The sequence below is a fragment of the Paenibacillus sp. MCAF9 genome, assembly GCF_052114265.1.
GTDB lineage: Bacteria > Bacillota > Bacilli > Paenibacillales > Paenibacillaceae > Pristimantibacillus.
Window position 1 is genome coordinate 111,704 of record NZ_JBFREL010000008.1, and the last position, 24,495, is coordinate 136,198.

Below are 24,495 nucleotides of genomic sequence, written 5' to 3' on the forward strand. Positions count from 1 at the left end.
TTTGACGATTATTCCACGAATTTTCGTTTTTTGGAGTACACGTCCCCTTTACAGGGCCGCCTCCGCTGTCTCAAACTGGCTATTATACAATTCAGCATAGAAGCCGTTTGCCGCAAGCAGCTCGTAATGATTGCCGCTTTCGATAATATCGCCGTCCTTCATGACGAGAATAATATCGGCATTCTTAATCGTAGACAACCTGTGCGCGATAACAAAAGAAGTTCGACCTGCCATCAACCGGTCCATCGCTTCCTGAATGAGAAGCTCCGTTCTCGTATCGACAGAGCTTGTTGCCTCGTCGAGGATGAGCAGCGGGGCGTTCGCAATGAGCGCTCTTGCAATCGTGATGAGCTGTTTCTGACCTGCGGAAAGGTTCACTTGCTCGTTCAATACCGTGTCGTAGCCATTCGTTAAGGTTCGGATGAAATGATCAATACCGACAGCCTTGCAGACGGCCTTTACATCAGCATCGGTAACCCCTTGCTTGTTGAAGACGATATTTTCTTTGATCGTTCCCTCGAACAGCCATGTATCCTGAAGCACCATACAGAATTGTTCATGAACATTTTCCCGAGGAAGCTCATGGATCGGAACGCCATCGATGGCAATTTCCCCGCCATTCAGCTCATAGAATCGCATCAGCAAATTGACGATCGTCGTCTTCCCTGCACCCGTCGGCCCAACGATGGCGATCTTCTGACCAGGCAAAGCACGGGCTGAGAAATCGTGAATGATAAGCTTATTCGGATCATATCCGAAGGAAACGTTCCGGAATTCGACCTGCCCCTTAACATCCTTAAGCACCTTCGATTTATGGTTCTCGTCCTCAAGCTCTTTCTCTTCCAAAAATTCAAAAACGCGCGCGGCTGCAGCTGCAGTTGATTGCAGACTTGTCGCGGCCTGTGCAATTTGCCCCAAGGGCTGCGTGAACAAACGAACATAAAGCATGAATGCAACGATAACACCAAACGAAATATGACCATTCATCGCTAATGCTCCGCCGACAATACAGACCGACACATAACCGAAGTTTCCGACAAACATCATGAGAGGCATCGTCAAGCCGGATAGAAACTGCGACTTCCATGAGCTTTCATATAATTTATCGTTTATTTGATTAAAAGTTTCTTTCGCCTTCCGCTCTCCATTATAGACCTTAACCACATCATAGCCTGAGTATATTTCTTCGACATGGCCATTCATCGCACCAAGATTCGCCTGCTGGTGGACGAAATGCGTTTGTGATTTTTTAATCATCACGGTCATAAAGGCAAATCCTAGAAACGTCGAAATAATTGCCGTCAACGTCATCCATACGTTCGTATAGAACATCATGACCAAGGAGCCGACCAGCATCGTAACGGAAGTAACCAGCATCCCGACGCTTTGATTCATCGTTTGCCCGATCGTATCGATGTCGTTCGTGACGCGGCTCAGCACGTCGCCGTTGCTTGTGGAATCAAAATATTTGAGCGGAAGCTTATTGATCTTCTGGGAAATGCGCGTACGCAAGCTTTTCGATACCTTCTGGGTTACCGTAGCCATAATATAGCCTTGGAAGAACGAGAAGATGACGCTTAATCCATATAGAACAGCAAGCAATATACCTATGCTGCTAATCGCGTCCATGTCAATTTCGCCCATTAACCCTTTGGTAATATGATCCGTCATGTCCTTCAGCTTGCTTGGCCCGACAATCGTAAATATCGTGCCCACCACGGACAGCAGCAGAGCCACGACAATAAGAGGAATGTACGGCTTGCAATAAGCGACGAGCTTGCCCATTGTGCCTTTGAAATCGATGTTTTGCTTGGTAGCGACCTGTTGTTTAGCCAATTTCAAGCTCCTCCTTCGATAACTGAGAGTTCGCGATCTGACGATATACCTCGCAGGTTTGAAGCAGTTCTTGATGCGTGCCTCTTCCTACAATTTTGCCTTCGTCGAGAACGAGTATGAGATCGGCTTCCTTAATCGTTCCGATTCGCTGCCCCACAATCAGGTTGGTAGCTCCAGCTGTTTCTTGATTCAACATGGAACGCAGCTGGCGGTCGGTTTTGTAATCAAGTGCAGAGAAGGAGTCGTCAAAAATATAAATGTCAGGCTTACGGTAGATAGCCCTAGCGATGGATAACCGCTGCTTCTGTCCGCCGGATAAATTCGAGCCGCCTTGTGAGATCGTGCCCTCATATCCGCCTTCCAGCTTCTCGACAAACTCTTGTCCCTTAGCGATCGCTACCGCTTTCTTCACATCGTCCGCCGAGCCAGCCACATGCCCATTATCGCCATAAGCGACATTAGACGTCACTGTACCGCTGAACAATACGGCTTTCTGAGGAACATAACCTAGCTTGTTATGCAGATCTTTCAGTGAGTAATCCTTCACGTTCATTCCCGCAACAAGCACTTCGCCGTCCGTCACATCGTAAAATCTCGGAATTAAGTTCATCATCGTACTTTTCCCGCTGCCTGTGGAGCCGATAAACGCAACCGTCTCTCCCCTGCGTGCAACGAAGCTGATATCCCTAAGTACATATTCATCCGAATCCGCATACTTGAAGCTGACATTCCGGAATTCAATCTCTCCTGCTTTCGCAGCATTAGTCGATTTCGAACTGCCATCCTTGATGCTTGGTTCTGTATTTAATACTTCCATGACACGCTTGGCAGCAACCGACGCCCGCGGCAGCATGAAGAAAACCATCGACAGCATCATAAAGGCCATGACGATCTGCATGGCATAGGACGAGAAAATGACCATGTCGCTGAACAAGCCTAATCTAGCTGCTGTATCCGCTCCATTGATCAGATACGCACCGATCCAATAAATCGCCAAGCTTAATCCGCTCATGATTAGACTCATGACCGGCATCATTAATGCCATTAATCGGCTCGTGAACAGATTCGCATCGGTCAACTCCCGATTTGCGTACTCGAACTTTGCTTCTTGGCTCGGTCCAGCATTATAAGCACGAATGACACGCAGACCTTGAAGCCCTTCTCTCGTTACTCGGTTCAGCTGATCCGTTAGTCCTTGAATCATTCTAAACTTCGGCATGGCGAACAAAATAACGATCGCGATCATGAGAAGAAGCAGTGCAACCGAAATACCGGACGAGAGCGTCCATTGCCAGCTCTTGCTTGAAATTTTCACAATTGCCCAGCCTGCCAGAATAGGCGCTTTAATCATGACCTGCAGCCCCATCGCCACAATCGTTTGTACTTGCGTGATATCGTTCGTGGAACGCGTAATGAGGCTTGCTGTTGAAAATTGATTCATCTCGGCCATTGAGAATGATTCAACCTTGTCGAAGAGCAGGCTTCTAAGCCTCTTAGCGAGTGATGCAGCGCTCTTCGCGACCAAATAAACAACGATGAAGGATGCAATTAAGCTTCCAATGGCACACAGCATCATATAGGCGCCTGGCTCCCATACCTCGTTTAAGGAGCTGCCTTCCGTCTGCACCAGCTTTGTGATTTCTGCCAAATAATCGGGAAGCTTGAGATCGAGCCATACCTGGAACACGATAAATGCAGTACTGATGACGATAAACCAAACATTTTTGGGATTGAAATACTTCAAAATCTTAAGCATTTATCAAACGCTCCTTCTCCATGTTGTTAGCCATAGAACTGTAAGCCTACTAACTATATTACAATAATAAAAGCCGCTCTAACAACTTCAACGACTACTCCAAATTCTTTTTGATTTTATCGAGCACATTAAAAAAAGTATCCATCTCCTCTTGCGATAGACCTTTCTTAATTTCACGCTCCAATTCAACGTATTTCAAAATAATGGCTTCATGGTATTCAATAGCTTTTGGCGTAAGAATAATCCTCTTTAGTCTTGCATCATAAGGAACAGACTCTCTCGTTATGAGATTATTTTTCTCCATCAACTGCAAAATCTTACTCGCGGTCGAACGCCGAATCGTGAACTGGCTCTCGAAATCGCGTTGAAAAATCTCCTTGTGCTGGTTCTCAACAAAGTACCTCAGCACCCATCCATGCATGCCAGTCAATTGATCCCCATATTTTTGACTCATAAACCCGCTTACCTGTCTATGCAGCATATTTCTTAGCGTTCTAAGTTCGAGCGCAACTGATCGATCCTTGTTCATTTTCGCCCCCCTTTACCTATCATCTTCAGCTCTTTCCTCATTTTATCACAGTTATTGTTAGTCAACTAACATTAATTATACATTAAAAGCTTTTAACCACAATGAACATCAAAGAGGAGCTGTCCTCGCGGCAGCTCCCTCCTATTAGCTCATCTCATATAATATTTTTGATTGCTATCTACTTTCTACATAAATCTTATTCGAGTTCGATGGCACTTCTAGAAGTTTAATTAATTTAAGCAAAAGAACAGGCTCTTCTTCTCGGAATTGGTCAAAGCGGAGCCTCAACCGTTTAAATACTTCCTTATCTTCGCGAATAACATGGCGAATGTATTGATCTCTCAGCTTCATCGCCCGTTTTGTTATATCCTTGTAGCCTTCCACAAGCTCTTCCTCATAAGGGATTATCCCCTCTTCTACAAGATATCCGATTCGCTCGCTCATCATTTTTTTATGCTCCCAGAGAACGTGAAGATGTCTCGCATCGTTGCGGTCACCCAGCCTAGAATCATTTTGCTCTACAGCATCAAAGTACATTTGCAGATAGTCATATACCTTGATTCCGAAAGCTTCCTCGTCTGGATTGTAATTAATTCGGTTTAAATGAGTCTCGCCATTAACATAATCGAGCAGCTGGTCGATCGCGGCCGTTTTATCAAAAGGATAAGCAGAATGCGGTGCGTATTTGTAAAAATACGTATGATGATCAGACGTGAGTTTCTCCTTCAAAAGCTTTCGCATAGAACCTGCAGCATCCTGAAACTCTTGGAATGGGATCTTCACATTACGGTACACCCCTGTATGATCGAACATGGAAGCATCGAACCTATTTTCCTCCCAGTCAAAACCGTACAGAAAAAGATGATGAGGGAACGGCTCTTTCTGATAAGAAGCTGCCGGTGACAGCTTGGCTTCATCCACAAACACAATGCAGTAATAGCCGCTGCGGATCTGATCCGCGAAAAATTTCGGCCAGTCATCCAATGCCAAATTATCTAGAATCGTATAATTCACAGAGCATGTTAGAAGAAACGGGTTATTGAAATTCAGCTCGTTTGGCTTGCCCCGAAAAAAATCGATAAAATATTGCCTGCCGTCCTCCAGAAATTTTGTGGTGCAGGATAACTGGATAAAGTTGCTGTAATACCAAGGAATCGTTTCTTCGTGGACGCTGGTGATTGAAAGGGTGTAGGCCCATCGTAAAAATCCTTTAAGTGGCGGATTCAACACGGGAAGCTGTACCGCGTTCATATGATTCGCCTCCTTCTAATGAATAATCGGGAAGCGTAACCGGTAAAGTTCCTTCAGGCTTAAGCTTGCCCAGTAAAACGCTAGAAAGGGCCTGCAATGTTAGCGGATGATGCTCATAACAGGCTAGGAAACCTTTAGCTTCTGGAAATGCCGCTAGATCAACGGGGTTGCGAAGGGAGATTGGAATGACTTTGTTCCCACCTGCCAAAAGCTTTCGAACCAAAACGGTCTGCCCGTGATTAGAAGCCGTATGGAATATTCCCACGATGATCTGCCCATACCCTTCCGCTTCGGAGACCAAGTCCGCAATCTCATCCGTACTCGGACTAGTCCTATACAAACGCTCCGTGAACTTTGCCTTCATTAAAGGATTTAGAAAGCTGCCGAGGGTATCATCGTATATCGGTTCATCCTCGGACTTGCAAGCAGCCGCCATCTGCGGCCAAAGCACAAGCGTGTCGACTTCGGAAGACAACTGGCAAAAATTCGGTTCACGGTTCACCGAGGTGATGCTTTTCTCGCGAAGCAGCTTAATCGTCCGAAGTGTTTGCGAATGATCGAGATAGGTCCGCGTTTCTTCCCAGCTGCGCTCTCGCAGCTCTCCGATGCGGAGCTCCTTTAGGAGAAGAATGCGCTCCACGGAAGCATCAATCCGAGCTTCAGGCAGACGCCCATCTGCTACCGCATGCTCCAGTGCAGCTGCCGCCTCCAGCTGGCTTTCGTACGTATGGCTGACGAGAAGAAGATCTGCTCCAGCAAGTACGGCTCTTACGACTGCCTCCCCGACACCAATGCCTTGCGTTACCGCATTCATCTCCATGCAATCCGTCACGATAATCCCCTTGAAATCCAGCTCTTCCCGCAGCAGACCCGTCAATACTTCATGAGAATGTGTGGCTGGAACAGACAAACCACCGCTTAGCAATGGAATCCCGACATGGGCAGTCATTACGGCTTCGGCCCCTGCCCGCGCACAGCGCCGAAACGGTACAAGCTCGACAGACCGCAGACGCTCAAGAGAATGCCTAACAACCGGCAGCTCAGCGTGCGAATCTACCTCCGTGTCGCCGTGCCCAGGAAAATGCTTAATAACAGAGACGATGCCTCCATCCTGAAAGCCAAGCATTGCGGCGATCCCGAGCTCAGCGACAAGTTCAGCTTCGTCGCCGTATGCCCGGACATCAATAATCGGATTTCGCGGATTGACGTTAATATCGACCACCGGCGCGAAATTCATATTGATGCCCAGCAACTTCAGCTCCTTTGCCGTTCCCTTTGCAGCTTCATAGAGCAGCAAAGGATCACGTGCCGCTCCCAAAGCCATCGCCGCAGGCAGCTGTGCAATTCCGTGTCTTAATCGGACGACCATGCCACCTTCCTGATCTGTTCCGATCCATAGCGGTATGCCTGTTGCACCCGCAGCCGTTTGTTGGAGTTTCTTCGTTAAAGCAAATGCCTGCTCAGGGTTGTCCAAATTACGGGAAAAGAACACGACTCCCCCAATGAAATGGTTTTGCAAGAGGTTGCCAATATTCGCATCCGGCGTAAGTCCCTCGAAACCTACCATGAGCAGCTGCCCAATTTTCTCTTTCATCGTAAGCTGGCTACAAGCTCTCACCTGCATTCCTCCTCTGACGTTACAATTGCGTCCAATCGAATAAAACGCCTAACAAATCAGGCTTACTCCCGGAGAGCCGGGAATAAACCGATACAGCTTCGAGCGGGCTTGCTTCTTCCGTGATGAGGCTTGCGACGTCCAATTTCCCACGACGGATCGATTCGAATATGAACATGTTCATATCCTCTTCCGTCCAGCCATTAAAACCTTCCATCATTCGGCCGTGAATGCCTAATATGCTGACCGAATTAAAAACGACTTTGGGCCCAATCGTCTGTTTTGAAGGCTCTGTCGAGTCACCTAGCAAAATGACTTTGCCGAGGTCGCGTGTTAACTGCGTACAGTAGGGCAGTACCGCATAAGAACCTGTCACATCATATATTGTGTCCAGCATTTTGCCATCGGTAAGCTGTTCTACCGCTCCGAATGCTTCGGCAACCGTAAAATTCAGCAGATCGGTCGCACCGCTTCGAAGGGCTTGGTTCAGGCGGGAGCTTTCCGGAGCAATCGCAATAATCTGCCTTGCACCACTGGCATTCAGATACTGAATGACAAGCTGTCCGATAAGACCAAGTCCAACAACTCCCACTCTTTCACCAAAAGCAGGTTCTGCGCGCAGAATCCCTAGAAGAGCAACCTTCGCGATCTGTGTAAAAACCGCCTCTTCGTCACGGATTGAATTTGGTATAATTGCCGCTTCCTTATAGTCTGCGAGGAAATATTGTCGGTGACCAGCCGGGCAGATGACCCGATCGCCGGGCTTTATTCCCTCCACTCCAATGCCTGTCTCCAGCACCTCAGCCGCCATCGAGTAACCGGGATAAAATGGATACCGAACCCAAGATGACCAGACCGTTCCTTCATCGAAACGCCCCTTTAGACAAGCCAGCTCCGTTCCTGTACTTATTAGTGATTTTTTGGCTGCACATAAAATTTGTCCTCGTCCTGGCTTTGGCACCTGTTCCTCTATAAGCTCAATTCGATCTGGCTCCTGAAATACGCAATTTATCGAGGTACGGCCTTGCGTTGTCGCCATGTCCGGCATGCGATGACACTTCCTTTTTTAGGCATGGGATATAGATACTTATTATTTGTAATTTCCTTATGATTGCAAAACCATTTTAACTGCTCGCGCTGCTATATCCCTTCACAGCCCGTTTCCAAAGCAGCCGTATAGCTGCGAAGAGCAAAAGCGATCCGATCAGCACCAGTCCTGCATATAACCAGCTGAGCTGTCCAAGCAGGAACATCGGTCCGAAATTAGTAATAAGGAACAGCGGAATAACGAAGGTCCCGATTCTGCGGACCCAAACAGGATAAATAGCCATTGGGAAATTGTTGGCATCCCAGGCGGAATGGGCGATATCCGACATAGCCCCCGTCTGGACGAACCAGAATGAAAGCAGCGCTGGGATAATCATTAGGCAGTACGTGATGACAACGGAGACCAGCAGCATTAAGGCAAATCCCGCAAGTTGAACGAATGACAACGGAATATCCATCGCATGCCAGCCGATACCGATCATAGTGAAACCGACCAAAATATCGGGAATTGGCAGCGCCAGATCGACGTATCGCAATGATGCCATGAACTGCAAGGAAACGGGCTTCGTAATCATCAAATCAAGCGAGCCATCTTTAATATACTCAGGAATTTTCATGAAATTTGTAAAAAACAACCCGACATAAATTCCCGTAACGACGGTGTGCAGGCCTATAAATAGAAGCAGCCCTTCGGGCGGTATGCCTTCTACATGCAGATCAGTGCGGAACACGACGAGCACATACAAAAGCTTGGCAAGCAGATAGACAGATTCGACAAGCAGGCTCATCACAAAATTGCCCCGAAACTCCATCTGAGCGATGAGACAATTTTTGATAAACATACCGTACAGGCGCAAATATTTTCTCGCAATTTTAAACATACGGAACGTCTGCTACCCCCCGACCGCCGAATATTTCTTTATGGATACGCGCCACGTCAGACGGGAAATGAGCAAGAAGAGCAATATCCATCCAGCTTGAATAAACAGCCCCTGATACATAGCCATCGTCTCTGTTTTACCGCTCAGAACATTCACCGGAAAATAAATGGTATACGGAAAAGGAGTATATTGAAGCGCCTTTACAACCTTTTCTCCGAAAATTTCCAAAGGGAACATACCGCCGCTCAAAATATTGACCAGCAAACTTGTAATCACAAAAAAGTATGAGATTTCATGCAAATAAAACGCGCTGGCGCAAATACAGTAGGCGATCAAAAAGTTGAGCAAAAGCGCACCCCACAGCGTCACAGCGAACAAGATTATACGTACGATCTGGATATCCAGCACTTCCCTAGCGGCTGAAATCCAGATCATACAAATAAGCAAAAGTGCAGTAATACCGTAATAGATCGCTTTTTGACCGAAAAAGGACATCAGCCGGTACCCGAAGTAGCTGACTGGCTTAATCAAATATTTGTTAAGGCCGCCATTCTTAATATCGCCGGCAATCTCGTGCTCAAACTGGGTAGCAATCAGCTTGGACACCAGCCCTGCCAAGATCGTATACAAAATAATTTGACCATACGAATACGAGAACAACGCCGCCTTGCCGGAATGTTCGTACACCGCCGTCCAAATAAAATATTGAACGAGAATTGGAAAAGCAGCCCCAAGAAGACCAAGAAAGAAATGAAATCGGTATTCCATCGAATGCTGGACGCCCACCCTAAAAACTGCCATGTACAATCTGCGTCTGTTCATCCTACAGCTTCCTTGCGATAGAGCATGGAAATGCTCTCCTCGATCGGTACGTCTTCTATCGTCCAGTCGATGATTGGAAACGAATCGAGAACGGCGCGCGACACTTCCTTCAAACGATGCTTGGGCAGCTCTAGAACAACGTTGTATTCGTCTCCGCTTACCATTTTCCCGAATTTGGCCAGCCGCTGCTGGGCAACAGGTTCGGAGAAGTGCAGCCTTATAATTTTCTGCTCGCCAAACAGATCGTTGATCTTGTGAAGATCGCCATCGTACAGAAGGCTTCCTTCATTAATAATGATCGTCCGCTTGCAGAGGTCCTCCACATCCTTCATGTAATGGCTCGTAAGCAAAATCGTCGCAGCAAACTGCTCATTGTAGTATTTCAGAAACTCTCTAACCTTCTTCTGGGAGGGGAAATCAAGCCCGATCGTCGGTTCATCGAGATAAAGCAGGCTAGGGCGGTGGATAAGCGCGGCGATCAGCTCCATTTTCATCCGTTCGCCCAGCGATAGCCTGCGCACCTGCACGTTCAGAAGATCCTGCACATCTAGCATTTCCGATAGCTCAGCAAGACTCCGATGGTAGAGAGCATCCTCGACGTCATAAATGCATTTGTTCAAATAAATCGATTCACTAGCTGGAAGGTCCCACCAGAGCTGATTTTTCTGCCCCATCACAATGGAAAAAAGCCGTTTGAACTCATTCTTCCGCTCCCATGGCACATAACCAAACACATCGGCTTCTCCGCCTGTCGGATAGAGAATGCCAGACAGCATTTTGAGCGTTGTCGTTTTACCCGCCCCGTTTGGTCCGAGAAATCCGACGCATTCGCCGGGGCCTATGTCAAAAGAGAGCGATTTGACCGCTTCCTTTACCAGCGACTTGCGAGCAAATAAATTTTTCAGCGAATTTTTAAGCCCCGCAGCTTTCCGGTAGTACACGAACGATTTGTGCAGCTCCCGCACACGGATATAGCCCATCCCTGTTCCTCCTGGCTTAAACTCCATTGTTGTACAGCAGCACACACTTAGAGCATATCGGCATTAAACCGCAGGCAACAATTTCGCGCTGTTTCCGAAGATCTTCACCATGAAAAATATCGGCTACGCTTTCCTCGTACAAATTCCCAACACTGAATTCGGGGAAAAATTTGCACGGATTCACTTTGCCGTCCGGCATCACATCCATCCGATTCGAGATCGAAAAGCACTTCGTACGATTCATAGCCGGTTTCTCGCTGCCCCGGATAAATCCTTCCACCTCTTCGGGCTCCAGCGCAGGCTGATAACGGACACGCACATTCCAAATTCGGGAATTCACGCGTTTAAGCTCTTCGAGCAAAATATCAAAATTATCTGGCGAGATGTGAAACGTGAAGGAGTGCCAACTATTCTTGTGATCGTCTGCAAAGCGGGAGGCAAGGTGCGGGAAATGAGCATCGAAATAAGTGTCCATTCTATCCGCCGTATCAGAAGGGATATACCAGGGGAAGCAGAAATAGACAGAATCTACGCCCATCTCTTCAAAAAATTCCATAAAGCTGTAAAGCTTGCCGACCATCTGGTCGTTAACCGTCAACGCCACAGAAACCTTGCCTTTATATATACCCTGCTTTTTCAGATCTAGCAGCAGCTGGATTGCATGGATTACTTTCTTAAACGTGCCTTTACCTCGGATTGCGTCATTTTCCTTCTCGAAGCCTTCAAGGCTGACCAGCATGACCAGATTTTCTGACATTTTCAGAATGGAATCCAGCTTCTGCTCAATGAGAATCGCATTCGTGCAAATCGTCGTGTAACGTTCTTCTTTGGATAGCAATTCTGCCAGCTCATCGAATTTGGAGTAAAATAACGGTTCGCCGCCCCACAGGAAAACACGTGATTTGCGTGCTCTCGTTTCAGCCAAAATCTTCTCCACGACGGGAATATCGATTTCATCTTTCTTCACTTCTTTGGCAAAACCGTGATGGAAGCCATCCGGATTCCACTCAAAGCAGTGTGTGCAGCGTAGGTTGCAGCCATTATTAAGCTTGATTCCTATCTCATAAGGCACGGGTGCTGCATAAGTTGGATCATCTCTGCGCTTCCTTCCGGTTTCCGCGAGCGGAACGAGCGTTCTTTTCATATTACGAAACGTGATTTGGTCAAACGTAACTGCTGTTTTCGGCTGCATAGGTGATCCTCCCGAAATGGTTAATTTTTGACCGCTGCTCTAATAATCGTCTGCAAGTCTCCTCGAGCAAATGCTCCGAAAAACGTTGGTTTTTCCACTCCGTAAAGCGGATTCCGAATCCACAAGATTCCCAATAGGTTGAATTATGAAGCTCATGGTCGCCGAACGGCTCCAACATGACAAATGGGATTCCAAGCGACAACGAATCGTTCAAAGTCGCTCCCCCCGGCTTACTGATGATCGCCCAGCAATTGCGCATCAGCTCGGTATAAGCTGAGTAATCCTTGAGGGGATACTCCCTAAGAATTCCGTTTTCACGGATATACTGAAGCATAGGCGGGAAAGAATGTCTCCCTTGTTTGTCGCTGCTCCACGGATCCCAGGAGACCTCCGTCCCAAAATATCGCGTGGTCCCGTCATCCTCCTCCACCTCTGAAGGATCGTAAACAATGACATCCAGACGGTGTCCGAGCATTCGAAGCTCTGAGATCGTCTTGGCATAGGTGCCGATTCCCCAGCCACCGCCATGGATCAGAATGCGTCCGGCACGCTGCCAGAAAGGCAAAGGCTCCGCTTCGTCTGAAGCAATGTAACTGCCCGGAAACATTTTTTGAAGCTCGTAAAACCAAACGTTCTTATAGACGGGGTACAACTGCTTATGTACCTTAAACGACGGGGTATCCCACGCATCCATTCGAATCAGCCGGATGTCCAATTGCTTGTTAGAATCTGCCTTGTAACTCTCCAGTATAGGCAGCCAGAAACCCGTAAACACCGCAAAACGGGTGACATCGGCCTGTTTCCAAGCTTTCAGCAGTCTCTGAACCTCTACCTCGTCCAAGGAATTGTCAACGGGTTTGGCCAGCTTATGCCCCATAAGAGCAACGGCGAAATCCGCATGAAATGCTTTTTTGGTGGATCTGATCCTGCTTCGCACTTTTTCGTCATACAAGCTCTCCAGAACGTAAATATCCGTTTCGACTCCTATGCTTTGCAGGTACGTATGCAGATGCATAGCCGGAATGTACGCGCCGAGCGAATTACCCGACGCCAGCAAAATAACTGAAGATGAATTCATGCTCAGCTCCCGCGTTCCAAATTTAGTTGTACACTTTAACGGATAAGTCGGCGAGCACCTGTCGCAAGCTGTTAATCAGTTCGCTGCGGTGTTCATCATCTCGGCCTACGACTGAGACATAAAGCCGTCCCTTCGGCATGCCTCGTTTGTTTTGCGTTCCCTCCGCCATTCGGCGGCGAGTCAGAATCTCGTTTATCATTACGGTATTGGATGATAGAGGAACAACCCCGTATCCTGAGGGGGTTGTCAACAGAATTTCAGATGCACGCAATGCGTGCAGTAGAGTGTCAAACTCGAAGCCTTCCGGTAATCCGAGGGATAAAAACGTTAGCCAGCCGCTATGTCCGTACGTTTCCCAACATTTATCGAGATACGCGTTAATAAGTCCCATGGACTTGCGGGCGTTAATCTCTACAATCGATACGACTTTTCCGTCCTCCAATATCATGGAGTCAAAGCAGACAAAGCCGTGGTAGCCGTCTCCCGCCAGCAGCCGGAGCGCCTTCCCCATCACGTTGAAATATCCAGCATTCTCCAGCATGCTGATAAAAACATCATCCGCCTTGATAGACCCGCTATAGTTTTGCTGGTGATTAATCATCCGCTGAACTGAAATGAACGCCGCCTCGCCACTCTCCTTGATGAGCCAGTGAGAGCTGAAGTCGGTCTTTTTCTTTAGCAGCGGCTCAAGCAGGAATTGAGAGCGCAAACCTCTTTCCTCCTGTTTATGCAAGTGATCCGTTATTCTTCGCTGCATGGATTCGCTGTCAATGAGCATATTGCCTTTGCCAGCAACGCCGAAGGGATCTTTCAATAAATAGTGCCCCTTCTTCAATAGAGCACTTCCGACCGTCTCTATTTCTGCTGCGCTGTTCGCCTCTATGCCGTAACACTTCTCGCCTATTCTAACCAAGAGCCTGTTGGAATACAGCTTTGAATTAACACGTACAACCGTCTCTAGATCTGGCAAGGAACCGCTAGGTGCGGCGGCGTATAGGTACGCTTCCGTATCCGATGTTATGGCGTACGGGGACACCATTTTGGCAGCGCTTGAGAACCTCTCTTCACCCTGTGATTTCATCTGCTGCAAAACCACACCCTCGTGGAAACCGGAACCGGTTGTCTGAAGCACTTTGTTTGCCGGTTTGGTGAGCCTTGCTTGATCGGCCGCTAGTCTGAACATGCAAGATTTAAATAAGTCCGGTTCGGGCAAGGGATCCTTCTCATCATTCAAATCATAGTGATAACGAGCTCCAAACGAAAAACCTAGCCCATTCAAATACTCATGCAGTGCTGGGTTGATTTTGCAACGGCTGTAGAGGATATCATTAGGCCCGCAAAACGGAAAGAGCAGCTCATCCATGCATCGGACAATGGACTCACTATCCTTGTCCGGCATAGCAGGCAGCTGGGCAAGATCAGGATCTCTCCACCTCGTTTCGGGGTCGAAGGTACCCATAACCATTTTCACCATCACGTCGGCTTTACGATTTAGCATCTTCGTACAACGACTGGCCTTGCGGCTGGCAGCTTTTCACAAACTGAATAAAAGCTCCGATCGACTGGAGATGCTCATAATCGAATTCGTCATAGTCAATGGCCACATTCAACTGATCCTCGACTTGGAGCATAAACTGGATCATTTGCAAAGAATCAAGGCCAATATCATTGTTCAGATTCGTTTCAGGGGAGAGGGAATGGCGGAGTTCCGGCTGGTCTTCTTTAATCGTGCACAAAATATCAGCAATTTTATCGAACATTACTACACTCCTTTAAAGGTTTAATGTATGAGGAGCATCCGAATCCTCACTTTCACAAATTCTGACCAAATAAAAACAAATTCTTGTTTATCCCTCCAATTCCTATAAATTACAATTATTATCATGCTCTAGCAAGAATCTGTCAACGAAAATAGAGTAGATCATTTACACTATTTTTCAATATAATTTCGCGAATACCCTTCGAATAGGTAGCAAGAATCATCTGATTTTGAACCTCGGCATTGAATTGCGACAAATTCATACACCAATATGGATTAATTCTATTCAAAACCGACCACTTATTTAGGACTTTTTAACCTAAAATTCAAAAAATTAATCTAATCATCATTTTGCTGCAGCTCGTTTTAGTTTTTTGTACTATTTTCATCTAAAACAAAAAAGCCCCCCGGAGCTCCCATTCAACTCCGAGGGCATAATTAGTTTATGGCTGCAGCTGCCACAACGCGGGAACGTTGCTAGGCTCCCAGCCTGCTAACGAAGTGTGCGGTTGGATACATTTATACGTCGCACCATTGTATGAGACTAGAGCATTCGCTGCATATGCCGTATTAGCAGCCCATGGTGTAGCGCTTGGCCCTTGAGCCGTCGTAGCGGTGACTGCATTGCTGTTGCCTGATTCATTTTGAGATGGATCAATAGCACGAACCGTGAACGTATAGGAAGTATTAGGAGCAAGACCCGTAACGAGCTTCTCTGTAGCTGTGCCCGTTACGGTTGCAACGACATTTGAACCGACATAAATGCGATAACCAGCGATGCCAGATGCATCCGTTGAGGCGTTCCACATCAGCGTAAGTGAGTTTGAGCCAGCCGCTCCCATAACATGAAGCCCAGACGGGTTAGTTGGCGGAGTTGTGTCGTTCGGGATCTGAACCGTCGTTATTTGTACGCTATTGCTGGCTGGAGATCGATTGCCGGAGGAATCAAACGCTTTGACGGTTAAGTTATAGGTGGTTCCTGCAATCAAATTCGTCAGGTTGACATTTAATTGATTTCCCGGAACGGTTGCTATTGGCGAGGTGTTAGAGCCGGAATAGATCTCATAACCTGAGACACCATTATTGTCCGTTGAAGCTCCCCATGATAGTGAAGCTGTTGTTGTACCGACTGTACCTGCTGTAAGGTTCGTTGGAGTAGTTGGGGCAACGTTGTCTGAAGCGCCAAACTGAACATCAATTACGTTATACCAAGCGTTTGGTGTATCATAAATATCCCATACAGCAAGGATGATTTGATAACCAGTTCTCTCTGGTACACTACAGGTATGGGACAACGTTGCAGGAGGCTGTTGACCGTTCCCCTGTACCGTACAGAACGGAGTCAGATCAAGCTGTGCACGTGAAAGCGGAGCATTAGGATTCCAATCTTGCTTGGTAATAAAATAGCGATAACTTGTCGTCGCATGACGGGCTGTGAACTTCCAAGTAAATGTATTGGTACCGCTGCTAATATTGACCTTATTCCAGCGTGTAGCTGTTTGTTGATCAAGATTGGCGAAGGCAGCAAGGCCGGCACTGGCGATTTTACCATCTGCAGGTCCAGCTGCTGGAAAACCTTTTAATCCTTCGAGGCTTTGCGGCTCATAAATAATTGCGCCACAGTTCGTATTCAGTCCATTTTTACATTGTATCGCCCGACTTGCAGGATTATCGATATAACCATGTGCAGAAACAGGCTTAACGAAAGCAATCATACTGGTTAATAGGAGCAGCAGAACAAGACAAGCAACCATCACACGCTTTTTCAAACTCGAACTCATATGAATCTGATTCATCATCACATTACCTCCTAGGTTTTTGGTCTGGTTTTAGAATCCATCCATTTCCTAACAGCATGCGGATATCAGTATCATTTCCCCCCTCTCATCATTAGCAGCGACGTCTATAAAGATAGGTTCACTTTTAAGCGACCAACTCCTTAAGAATCCGAATTTATATAAACTCCTAAGAGCTTATACACGCATTAAAAAATGAGCAGTGAAAGTAAATTGGGTATGGTTTGGGTTCATGGGAAGGTGTGAGGTTTGGTAAAAAGCCAAAACTTTCCGGATGTTTGTACCGAAGTGTGGTGGAGATGAAAGGCTCTAAAATCGGATTGTAGCTGAGGAATGTTCTATGAATCAATCATAATGTAAACGTTATTATTTTGCACTGCTATTTTAGAACTAATATTTTTTACGCTCAAAATAGGTCTTGCACCCAACCCCAACGACCTAAGCTTATGACACAAGGATGCATTTATTACCATTTTTTGTGTATAAAGACCTAAATTTGTTTTCGCCACTGCAGCATATTAGGATACTTACATTGTTCTCCTATATTAAATTGCTTTTACTTCTATTTCAGCAATGGTACGTTTATTTTGGGGTTGAACAGGACGATGATTATCAGGGAATATGGCTTGAAATGCTTTTATTTGAGCTTTCGACATTTCGATAGGCTTCTCTAGAACAGTCCACTTCACGCCCTCGGAACAAGGCGGAGTCGTCAGTGATCCTTGGTAGCGATAAGCGTCCAGGTCACTAGGAAGAAGCTTGCTGAGATCAATTTTGTTTTTCAAAACAAAATCAGCAGCAGTCTTTGTTTTTGGCAGCTTGGACCAAATTTCAGTCAAGGCCGGGTTTTCTTTACCCTCCTTAATAAGTACGCCTAGCACAGCTAGATTTCCAGTCTTGCTCTTATGTACAAAGTGCAGCTCCAAGGGGGATGCTTTTCCGTTTATTAAATGTTCACTCGGTGTATGGAAATGGAATTGAGCCAATGTGTATTTAGTATCGCCTATTGTCAACTGATTGGCAGCTGAAGATGTATTGGCTTGAATGGTATGTCCGCTATTGCCGAAGGTAAAGGAGGTTGGTTTGTAATGGACGGTCACCTTCGTTTTGTTGCCATTTTTATTTGCTTCGTCGCTATCTATATCGATTGGTGATTGCTCCACTCCAGCACTGCAAGCAGCATATTCCGCATTAAGATGGGCCCAATGCTCTGGTCCAGTGCTGCCTTCATAGCTCCAATGCGGTGCTTCGCTCTCGGATTTTGATGCTGGTGCTGCATAAGCGACAGTTGAAGCTAGCAGAACTAGCATAGCTGCGCTTGTGAGTAATTTAGTCAAATGTGTGCTCATAAATCAATTCATCTCCTTAATAAGTTATGATTGAATGATACAAAAAGCGGTACGCTGCTTCGAACACCTCCTACAGTATAGTACCAACAACTTGGTGAACTGTAAATAATTAGAATTATTTTGTGCGTATTGAATATTTTGAACATAAAACTCATATTTTCATCTTGATGATTACTGGCTAACCTAAATAATGGAGCAACTGCCGCAGCTGTTGCTCCACTCTCCCGTTTATCATCTACTTTTCAAAAAACTCTTTATCTTACACCAACCATTAAAAATCGATTTCCACTCCATCGATAGTGATGGCCTCAATCTTTGAAATATCTAAAGGCAAAGCAGGTATGAATTTCGCTATAACCTTCTCATTATCACTATAGCTAGTCATAGAATCAAATGTTTGAACTGTGCCGTCATTCATTTTAGCCGTTACTGTAATTTTACTAGAGTTATTTAATTCACCAATTCCATATAAGGTTACTCCTAATGGTGAAACGGTCATACGATTGGCCATCCACGTCCCAAAACCCTTGGAAAAGGCTGTATTTTTCTCTTCACTAACCGACCGCATTTTAAATGTAGTATTCCAGTCGCCTACTGTGTAATTGTTATTAGATACAAAATACCCCATTAGTTTCAGATCGTTTATGTTTAAATTATCGATGTCAAAGATATATTCGACATATTCGTTCCCGTAATTCGTATTTCCTAAATCATCAATTCCAAAAGATACATTGGAAGTATGTATTTTATTTCCTGAAGGATCAATAAAATAAAAATATCCATGACTATCTATATCATCTCTGGTCCATTTCGTTTGGATGTGAAGTCGATTATCAATAAAACCTAAATTAGATATATGCATAAAATTTATTTCTGGAAGATAAAGTTTGCTTTCGTCTGGCTTTAAAACCTGTATTGTTCTTTGTTCCTCTAATTTTTCAAAAATCTTCCCACCGCCACCAGGACTATTATTTAAATCTAATGATATCGTTTGAGGTGTATTGTGTTTTGCTTCCATAAGATTAGCATTAACCTTCACTTCTTCAAATGTTTGTTTATGACTTAGGAAAGAGTTGATTCGAAAACTTATTTTTTTATTATTAAGTCGCTCGCCACTGTTAGCTTGCATTCGTAATGTCGCAGTATTAGTGGTTTCATCGTAATCTACCATTTGAATATTAAACATATGACCTTCAGAAAACGAGTAATCATCATAAAGATCAAGAGTTTCATCTATTCTATTGCCTGTAAGATCTTGCATAGTCACATATATAACTGCCATTTCATCATCATTCATCGCAGCGACTACTTCCATCTTAATACCATCATCTTCACTACTCATTTCGATAGGTTGGAGCATTAACGCAATTTGTGGACTAACGATAGATAATAAATTATTAAAACTTGGCATAGTGGCTGCTCCTACTCCAATCGAAAAAACTAGAGATAAAGAAGCTACTAAGGGAAAAACTAACCGCTTATTAAAATTCCTTTTTAGTTGTTCCGATTTCGCCATTTTCACCCCAAGTTTCGCTCTCTCATGTAATTCTTTTGGAATCTCGATTCTATCTAATTCTTGCTTTACTATATTATTCACAAATCCCAACCCCCTTAGCTTGTTTACGAAGCTTATCTAATGCACGATATAATATTGATTTTGACGTCCCTAATGGAATATTTAACATCTCGGCTATTTCTTTAAATGAATAGTCTTCGTAAAATTTTAAAATGACAATACTCTTTTCATCTTCATTTAACTCATCCAATAATTGATCAAGTGTTAATGATAGAGGGATAATTTCAACATAAGGATCAATTAACTCCTCATGCTCTGGTCTTAGTTGAACCACCTTATTGTTTTTTCTTAAACAATCAATAGCACAACTAATGGAAATTTTAATTAACCATGTTTTAAAATACTCTGGTTTTTTTAATGTATCTATCTTTTTAAATGAACGATATGCCACTTCTTGAACGATATCCAAAGCATCATCTTTATTTTTGACATAAACATAAGCCATGCGATATATATCTTGTTCATATTTTTGGAATAGCTTTAAAAAGGCTTTATCGTCACCCTTTTGAGCTTTTTCTACTAATCTAATAATTGATACCCACCCTCTTTATTTTTCTTCTTATACCTATTAGACAAAGTAATTCAGCATTTGGCTTAAATTTTATAAAAAATATCCCTATTCTAGTAAGCAAGGGTAGGAATGTAAACGGCGAATTTCCTGTTTTATGGTTAGTTGGGATTTTAATCGTGTGGGTATTCGTGAATTTGAGGAATGGAGTTGACCTCCTCACTTCCCTTAATAATCCTGTTGCCGCAATAAATATGTATCTATATGGGAAACGAGGATATCCTAACTAAACGATACCATATTAACCATCAGATCAGAGGTACTCAGATGATTAATTCAACAGACAATATTGATGACCAGCTGTTGCAAAAGGATTTAAAAACTAATTTAAAAAAGCTGCAGGATAATCTTGGCCATAGTCCCGACCTGATTTTGCGTCAATTCCAAGTGGATTTAGCAAAGAATGTGTCCATCCAAGGAGCCATTGTATATATTGCTGGGCTATCGAGCTCAAATGCTATGCTTCAATCCGTCTACTCGGGAAACAATGAGAGCAATCAATATTCTGATTCGACAGAATTGATGGATTACTACAAAGATCGTGTCATTCCTGAAGGAGCCATATTTGATCTCAAATCATTTAATGAAATGTTTGATATGCTGCTTGCTGGAAACAGCATCTTGCTTCTTGATGATTGTGCTGAAGCTCTTGCTGTTGACACAAAAGATATTAGAGCTCGCTCGGTTGAAGAACCTAACGTTCAATCCGTGGTGCGCGGTCCCCGTGAAGGTTTTACTGAAGTGTTAAGTTGGAACACCGCTATGATTCGCAGAAAAATCAACAGTCGGCACCTTTGGTTTGAGACCTATAAAATTGGAAGTGTCACTCAGACAGAAGTTTCGGTCATTTATATCGAAAATCTTGTTTCAGATAGTGTGCTTGAAATGGTTAGAGAACGATTGCAGAAAATCGATATCGACGGAATTCTTGAAAGCAACTATATAGAAGAGCATATTCAAGATAAGAAATATTCACCTTTTCCAACCATATTTAATTCGGAGAGACCTGATGTGGTTGCTGCTGGTTTGCTGGAGGGAAGAGTCGCGATTATGGTGGATGGAACTCCATTTGCACTGCTCGTTCCTGCACTGTTTACGCAGTTTTTTCAATCAAGCGAGGATTATTACGAACGAACGGATTTCAGCACACTGATTCGTTTGCTCCGCTTTTTGTGTTTTCTTATAGCTACCATTACACCCTCTTTCTATATTGCGATTACAACATTTCACCAGGAGCTGCTTCCAACGACATTGCTCTATAATCTAGCCAGCCAGCGAGAAGGCGTTCCTTTCCCAGCCTTTATAGAAGCGCTGGTCATGGAGATTACCTTTGAGATTCTCCGTGAGGCCAGTGTACGAATGCCAAAAACGATTGGACAATCGATCTCTATCGTAGGAACACTGGTTGTCGGACAAGCCGCTGTAGAAGCTGGCCTCGTCAGCGCTGCCATGGTAATTGTGGTTTCCATAACGGCCATTTCGAATTTCGTACTCCCTGCTTTTAATCTAGGCATTGCGGCTCGAATTATCCGTTTTTTACTGATGATCATGGCAGCATCCTTTGGATTGTACGGCGTATTTATCTGTATCATTGGGATCATTTTTCATCTATGCAGCCTCACGTCATTTGGCGTTCCTTATATGGCGCCACTGGCTCCCTTCAACAGTACAGATCAGAAAGATACTCTTTTTCGTATGCCATTGCGCTCCATGATTACACGCCCCAAAAGCCTTAAACCAAAAAATCTAGTGAGGCAGAAAAAATCATGATACGTTCTACATCATCTGTCAGGCTCCCTCTTGTCGTCGTCGTTCTTCTAATCTCCGCCGTTCTCATGACTGCTTGCTGGAGCAGACATGAGTTAAATGAGCTTAGTATCGTGGTAGGGCTTGCCATCGATAAGAAAGGCGATAAATACAATGTAACTGCTCAAATTGTTAATCCAGGTCAGGTAAGCAATAAACACGCAGGATCAAACAACTTCAGTCCAGTAGTCTCTTATGAAGCAACAGGTGTTTCTGTACCGGATGCCCTCAGCAGAATGACGGTTAAGGCGGCACGACAACTATATTACTCACACCTGCGGATATTAATTATAGGCGAGGATGTAGCTCGCAGCGGAATCAGCAAGCCGCTCGATTTTATCGCAAGAAACCGTGAGATGAGAACAGACTTTTATCTCATCGTAGCTAAAAAAACAACAGCAAGTGAAATTTTAAACATGTACAGCCCTATAGATCCGATTCCTGCGAATAACTTGTACACCAAGCTGGAGACCTCTGACCGAGTATGGGCTGCAACCGGAAAAATCACATTGGACAGGCTTATTCAAGATTTATCCCAGCAAGGAAAAGGAGCGACTTTAACCGCTATAGAAATCGAAGGCAGTCCTTCAAAAGGCGATAAAATAACTGATGCTGTAAATGTTGAACCAAAGGTCATCCTCAAATACACCGGTATGGCCGCTTTTAAACGGGATCGTATGGTAGGCTGGCTGAATGAAAACGACACAAAGGTGCTCAATTATATTCAAAATAATATCGTCAAAACAACTGGCACAATCGCTTGTCCAGAGAGCAAAGGGAACATAAGTCTTCAAGTCGTCCATTCTCATACGGATATACGCGTAAATACGAAAAATAAAACTCCTGCATTCGAAGTCATTTTAAAAACGGAGCAGGATATAACAGACATTAGCTGTGAGCTTGATATCACTCAGCCGGAAACGTTAGCCAAACTAAACAAGCTGGCCGATAAGACACTGGAAGATATACTGAGCCGCACGCTTCACAAATTTCAAAAGCAAGTTAAAACAGATATATTTGGATTTGGTTCAGCACTTCATCGTTCCAACCCGAAAATGTGGCATGGCATTAACGATTGGGATAAAATATTCGAAAATGTGAATATCACCGTTCAATCCCAGTGCACTATTCGGCGAATTGGTACTACGGTACAGTCTGTTAGAAGCACAATTAAAAAATAGGTGGCGGCAGCTATGTGGTTATGGATAGGTATAATCGGTGCATGGACATGGGTTTCCATTGTAGAAATCCCACCCCTATTCGGCAAGCGCAGGATGAAAGAGCTTCTACTGGTTGTATTCATTATGATAACAGCAACCTCTGGCAGTCTGGCTTTCATGTATATGAACATACCGCCTAACCCTTTGGAATGGATAGAAAAAATAATATCTCCTTACGCTCGTGCAATCTACTCCTTGATGTCTTGAAAGGAAAAGACCGATGATGAAGCCAGATACTTTAAGTGTTCGCACTTTCACGATATTAGTCATTTTTTTCATGATTGGCACCTCCATCCTCATTACGCCTGCAGGACTTACTTTGGTAGCGAAACAGGATGCTTGGCTCGCAGCCATAGTAGGAATCGGACTCAACATTCTAAGCGTCCTTATTTATGTCAGTCTCGGTAACCGATATGGGGACAAAACACTCATTGAGATGTGCCATCTTGCTTTTGGAAAGTGGATCGGCAATGTATTCGGTCTCTGTTTTATCGCTTTTTTCTACTTGCTCACCTCTCTGATGATTGGGGATCTCGGTTTTTTCCTAACCACACAAACCTTGCCGGAAACGCCGATTGAAATATTACTCATTATCTTTGTCATTATTGTTATATTTGCCGTACGAGCAGGCATGGTCGTTTATTCCCGTGCGGTGCAAATATTTTTTCCGATCTTATTTTTTATGCTCAGCTTACTTATCATACCTATCTTCCCTCAAATAGACTTTATAGACTTTGAACCCATACTGGAATACGGTTTTAAGCCCATTATAAAAGCTGGCTTCTCCTTTTCCGGCTTTCAGGAAATGATTGTGCTGCTCATGATTTATCCTTATGTAGCAAAATCAGCAAAAAGAGGACGAGGCTTTGTATGGGGGACCGTCATCGGTGGAATTGTGCTAATCATCATTACTGTGGGATGTATAGGCGTAATGGGAGCTTCCGTCACCGCTAATCAATTATTTCCGGCCTACGTGCTGGCGAAAAATATTAACATCGGCCATTTTCTTGAACGTATTGAAGGGATTATGATGTTCATTTGGATTTTATCCATCGTGATGAAGATTGTGCTGACGTTTGATGCATCGTTGATTGGGCTCTGCCAGCTATTCAAATTGAAGGATCCGAAACCATATGTCATTCCCATGGGATTTGGATTGATCGCTCTAGCGTTGTTATGTTACACAAACACGATTTCCATCAATGACTTCCTCACCAAAAACTGGACACCCTTTGCTACGATTTTCACGATTTTTGTACCCTTGTTCATTCTAGGTATATTACTGTTTCGAGGACCGGGCGAGAGTAGAAATAAGCAGGAGAATACAACTGAGAATGAGCAAGCATAGCTGTGATGGGAAGAAGACAAATCGGAGGTTTGTTTAATAAAACGGAGCCGCCTCAAAAGGCGGCTCCGTTGCAAAGTATAAATGAC

The 24,495-nt window shown here is 44.6% G+C and carries 21 protein-coding genes; 4 read left to right on the forward strand and 17 right to left on the reverse strand.

Features of this window, described 5'->3' with window-relative positions; genetic code table 11:
* Positions 1–48 precede the first annotated feature (48 nt).
* The 17 genes from AB4Z45_RS16030 to AB4Z45_RS16110 all read right to left on the reverse strand — a co-directional run bounded on the left by AB4Z45_RS16030 (position 49) and on the right by AB4Z45_RS16110 (position 19,999).
* On the reverse strand, positions 49–1,785 hold the full coding sequence (locus tag AB4Z45_RS16030; RefSeq protein ID WP_083681904.1) for an ABC transporter ATP-binding protein: 1,737 nt from the start codon (positions 1,783–1,785) through the stop codon (positions 49–51).
* Between the two features lie 43 nt (positions 1,786–1,828).
* Positions 1,829–3,592: an ABC transporter ATP-binding protein gene (locus AB4Z45_RS16035; RefSeq protein WP_441910326.1), complete on the reverse strand. Its 1,764-nt coding sequence runs from the start codon at positions 3,590–3,592 to the stop codon at positions 1,829–1,831.
* 94 nt (positions 3,593–3,686) lie between these two features.
* Positions 3,687–4,121: a MarR family winged helix-turn-helix transcriptional regulator gene (locus AB4Z45_RS16040; RefSeq protein WP_076267676.1), complete on the reverse strand. Its 435-nt coding sequence runs from the start codon at positions 4,119–4,121 to the stop codon at positions 3,687–3,689.
* Between the two features lie 174 nt (positions 4,122–4,295).
* Complete coding sequence (locus AB4Z45_RS16045) at positions 4,296–5,372, reverse strand: hypothetical protein (protein WP_441910327.1); 1,077 nt, start codon at positions 5,370–5,372, stop codon at positions 4,296–4,298.
* Positions 5,332–6,990, reverse strand: coding sequence for a glycoside hydrolase family 3 N-terminal domain-containing protein (locus AB4Z45_RS16050; protein ID WP_441910328.1), 1,659 nt, complete (start codon positions 6,988–6,990; stop codon positions 5,332–5,334). The genes AB4Z45_RS16045 and AB4Z45_RS16050 overlap by 41 nt, the downstream gene beginning before the upstream one ends.
* Positions 6,991–7,009: 19 nt before the next feature.
* Entirely contained in the window at positions 7,010–8,035 is a 1,026-nt protein-coding gene (locus AB4Z45_RS16055) for a zinc-binding dehydrogenase (protein ID WP_441910329.1), read from the reverse strand.
* Positions 8,036–8,111: 76 nt separating this feature from the next.
* Positions 8,112–8,915, reverse strand: a complete 804-nt coding sequence (locus AB4Z45_RS16060) for an ABC transporter permease (protein WP_441910330.1) — start codon at positions 8,913–8,915, stop codon at positions 8,112–8,114.
* Positions 8,916–8,927: 12 nt separating this feature from the next.
* A complete protein-coding gene (locus tag AB4Z45_RS16065; protein ID WP_441910331.1) occupies positions 8,928–9,737 on the reverse strand; it encodes an ABC transporter permease in 810 nt (269 codons plus the stop codon).
* Complete coding sequence (locus AB4Z45_RS16070) at positions 9,734–10,717, reverse strand: ABC transporter ATP-binding protein (protein WP_441910332.1); 984 nt, start codon at positions 10,715–10,717, stop codon at positions 9,734–9,736. Before AB4Z45_RS16070 ends, AB4Z45_RS16065 begins: the two co-directional genes overlap by 4 nt.
* 16 nt (positions 10,718–10,733) lie before the next feature.
* Positions 10,734–11,909, reverse strand: coding sequence for a radical SAM protein (locus tag AB4Z45_RS16075; RefSeq protein WP_441910333.1), 1,176 nt, complete (start codon positions 11,907–11,909; stop codon positions 10,734–10,736).
* Complete coding sequence (locus tag AB4Z45_RS16080; RefSeq protein WP_441910334.1) at positions 11,881–12,987, reverse strand: hypothetical protein; 1,107 nt, start codon at positions 12,985–12,987, stop codon at positions 11,881–11,883. Before AB4Z45_RS16080 ends, AB4Z45_RS16075 begins: the two co-directional genes overlap by 29 nt.
* Positions 12,988–13,009: 22 nt before the next feature.
* Complete coding sequence (locus tag AB4Z45_RS16085; protein WP_441910335.1) at positions 13,010–14,446, reverse strand: hypothetical protein; 1,437 nt, start codon at positions 14,444–14,446, stop codon at positions 13,010–13,012.
* A 25-nt stretch (positions 14,447–14,471) separates the two neighbouring features.
* Positions 14,472–14,747 (reverse strand): acyl carrier protein, encoded by a 276-nt coding sequence (locus tag AB4Z45_RS16090; protein WP_441910336.1) that lies wholly within the window; start codon positions 14,745–14,747, stop codon positions 14,472–14,474.
* 442 nt (positions 14,748–15,189) lie between these two features.
* A complete protein-coding gene (locus AB4Z45_RS16095; protein ID WP_441910392.1) occupies positions 15,190–16,542 on the reverse strand; it encodes a lytic polysaccharide monooxygenase in 1,353 nt (450 codons plus the stop codon).
* Positions 16,543–17,087: 545 nt separating this feature from the next.
* Positions 17,088–17,891, reverse strand: coding sequence for a carbonic anhydrase (locus tag AB4Z45_RS16100; RefSeq protein ID WP_441910337.1), 804 nt, complete (start codon positions 17,889–17,891; stop codon positions 17,088–17,090).
* A gap of 271 nt (positions 17,892–18,162) precedes the next feature.
* Complete coding sequence (locus AB4Z45_RS16105) at positions 18,163–19,488, reverse strand: hypothetical protein (RefSeq protein ID WP_441910338.1); 1,326 nt, start codon at positions 19,486–19,488, stop codon at positions 18,163–18,165.
* Entirely contained in the window at positions 19,481–19,999 is a 519-nt protein-coding gene (locus AB4Z45_RS16110) for an RNA polymerase sigma factor (protein ID WP_441910393.1), read from the reverse strand. The genes AB4Z45_RS16105 and AB4Z45_RS16110 overlap by 8 nt, the downstream gene beginning before the upstream one ends.
* Before the next feature lie 303 nt (positions 20,000–20,302).
* Here AB4Z45_RS16110 and AB4Z45_RS16115 point away from each other — a divergent pair, with 303 nt between their 5' ends.
* The 4 genes from AB4Z45_RS16115 to AB4Z45_RS16130 are packed head-to-tail and all read left to right on the forward strand — an operon-like array spanning position 20,303 to position 24,409.
* Positions 20,303–21,805 (forward strand): spore germination protein, encoded by a 1,503-nt coding sequence (locus tag AB4Z45_RS16115; RefSeq protein ID WP_441910339.1) that lies wholly within the window; start codon positions 20,303–20,305, stop codon positions 21,803–21,805.
* Entirely contained in the window at positions 21,802–23,022 is a 1,221-nt protein-coding gene (locus AB4Z45_RS16120; RefSeq protein ID WP_441910340.1) for a Ger(x)C family spore germination protein, read from the forward strand. The genes AB4Z45_RS16115 and AB4Z45_RS16120 overlap by 4 nt, the downstream gene beginning before the upstream one ends.
* A gap of 12 nt (positions 23,023–23,034) precedes the next feature.
* Positions 23,035–23,268: a hypothetical protein gene (locus AB4Z45_RS16125; RefSeq protein ID WP_441910341.1), complete on the forward strand. Its 234-nt coding sequence runs from the start codon at positions 23,035–23,037 to the stop codon at positions 23,266–23,268.
* Positions 23,269–23,281: 13 nt separating this feature from the next.
* Entirely contained in the window at positions 23,282–24,409 is a 1,128-nt protein-coding gene (locus tag AB4Z45_RS16130) for a GerAB/ArcD/ProY family transporter (protein ID WP_441910342.1), read from the forward strand.
* Positions 24,410–24,495 lie beyond the last annotated feature (86 nt).

What these genes read in the sequence shown, in the direction of transcription:
- AB4Z45_RS16030 (WP_083681904.1), bottom strand. Translation starts at nt 1,785, where the DNA reads ATGGGCAAGCTCGTCGCTTATTGCAAGCCGTACATTCCTCTTATTGTC.
- AB4Z45_RS16035 (WP_441910326.1), bottom strand. Translation starts at nt 3,592, where the DNA reads ATGCTTAAGATTTTGAAGTATTTCAATCCCAAAAATGTTTGGTTTATC.
- AB4Z45_RS16040 (WP_076267676.1), bottom strand. Translation starts at nt 4,121, where the DNA reads ATGAACAAGGATCGATCAGTTGCGCTCGAACTTAGAACGCTAAGAAAT.
- AB4Z45_RS16045 (WP_441910327.1), bottom strand. Translation starts at nt 5,372, where the DNA reads ATGAACGCGGTACAGCTTCCCGTGTTGAATCCGCCACTTAAAGGATTT.
- AB4Z45_RS16055 (WP_441910329.1), bottom strand. Translation starts at nt 8,035, where the DNA reads ATGCCGGACATGGCGACAACGCAAGGCCGTACCTCGATAAATTGCGTA.
- AB4Z45_RS16060 (WP_441910330.1), bottom strand. Translation starts at nt 8,915, where the DNA reads ATGTTTAAAATTGCGAGAAAATATTTGCGCCTGTACGGTATGTTTATC.
- AB4Z45_RS16065 (WP_441910331.1), bottom strand. Translation starts at nt 9,737, where the DNA reads ATGAACAGACGCAGATTGTACATGGCAGTTTTTAGGGTGGGCGTCCAG.
- AB4Z45_RS16070 (WP_441910332.1), bottom strand. Translation starts at nt 10,717, where the DNA reads ATGGGCTATATCCGTGTGCGGGAGCTGCACAAATCGTTCGTGTACTAC.
- AB4Z45_RS16075 (WP_441910333.1), bottom strand. Translation starts at nt 11,909, where the DNA reads ATGCAGCCGAAAACAGCAGTTACGTTTGACCAAATCACGTTTCGTAAT.
- AB4Z45_RS16080 (WP_441910334.1), bottom strand. Translation starts at nt 12,987, where the DNA reads ATGAATTCATCTTCAGTTATTTTGCTGGCGTCGGGTAATTCGCTCGGC.
- AB4Z45_RS16085 (WP_441910335.1), bottom strand. Translation starts at nt 14,446, where the DNA reads ATGGGTACCTTCGACCCCGAAACGAGGTGGAGAGATCCTGATCTTGCC.
- AB4Z45_RS16090 (WP_441910336.1), bottom strand. Translation starts at nt 14,747, where the DNA reads ATGTTCGATAAAATTGCTGATATTTTGTGCACGATTAAAGAAGACCAG.
- AB4Z45_RS16095 (WP_441910392.1), bottom strand. Translation starts at nt 16,542, where the DNA reads ATGAATCAGATTCATATGAGTTCGAGTTTGAAAAAGCGTGTGATGGTT.
- AB4Z45_RS16100 (WP_441910337.1), bottom strand. Translation starts at nt 17,891, where the DNA reads ATGAGCACACATTTGACTAAATTACTCACAAGCGCAGCTATGCTAGTT.
- AB4Z45_RS16115 (WP_441910339.1), top strand. Translation starts at nt 20,303, where the DNA reads ATGATTAATTCAACAGACAATATTGATGACCAGCTGTTGCAAAAGGAT.
- AB4Z45_RS16120 (WP_441910340.1), top strand. Translation starts at nt 21,802, where the DNA reads ATGATACGTTCTACATCATCTGTCAGGCTCCCTCTTGTCGTCGTCGTT.
- AB4Z45_RS16125 (WP_441910341.1), top strand. Translation starts at nt 23,035, where the DNA reads ATGTGGTTATGGATAGGTATAATCGGTGCATGGACATGGGTTTCCATT.
- AB4Z45_RS16130 (WP_441910342.1), top strand. Translation starts at nt 23,282, where the DNA reads ATGATGAAGCCAGATACTTTAAGTGTTCGCACTTTCACGATATTAGTC.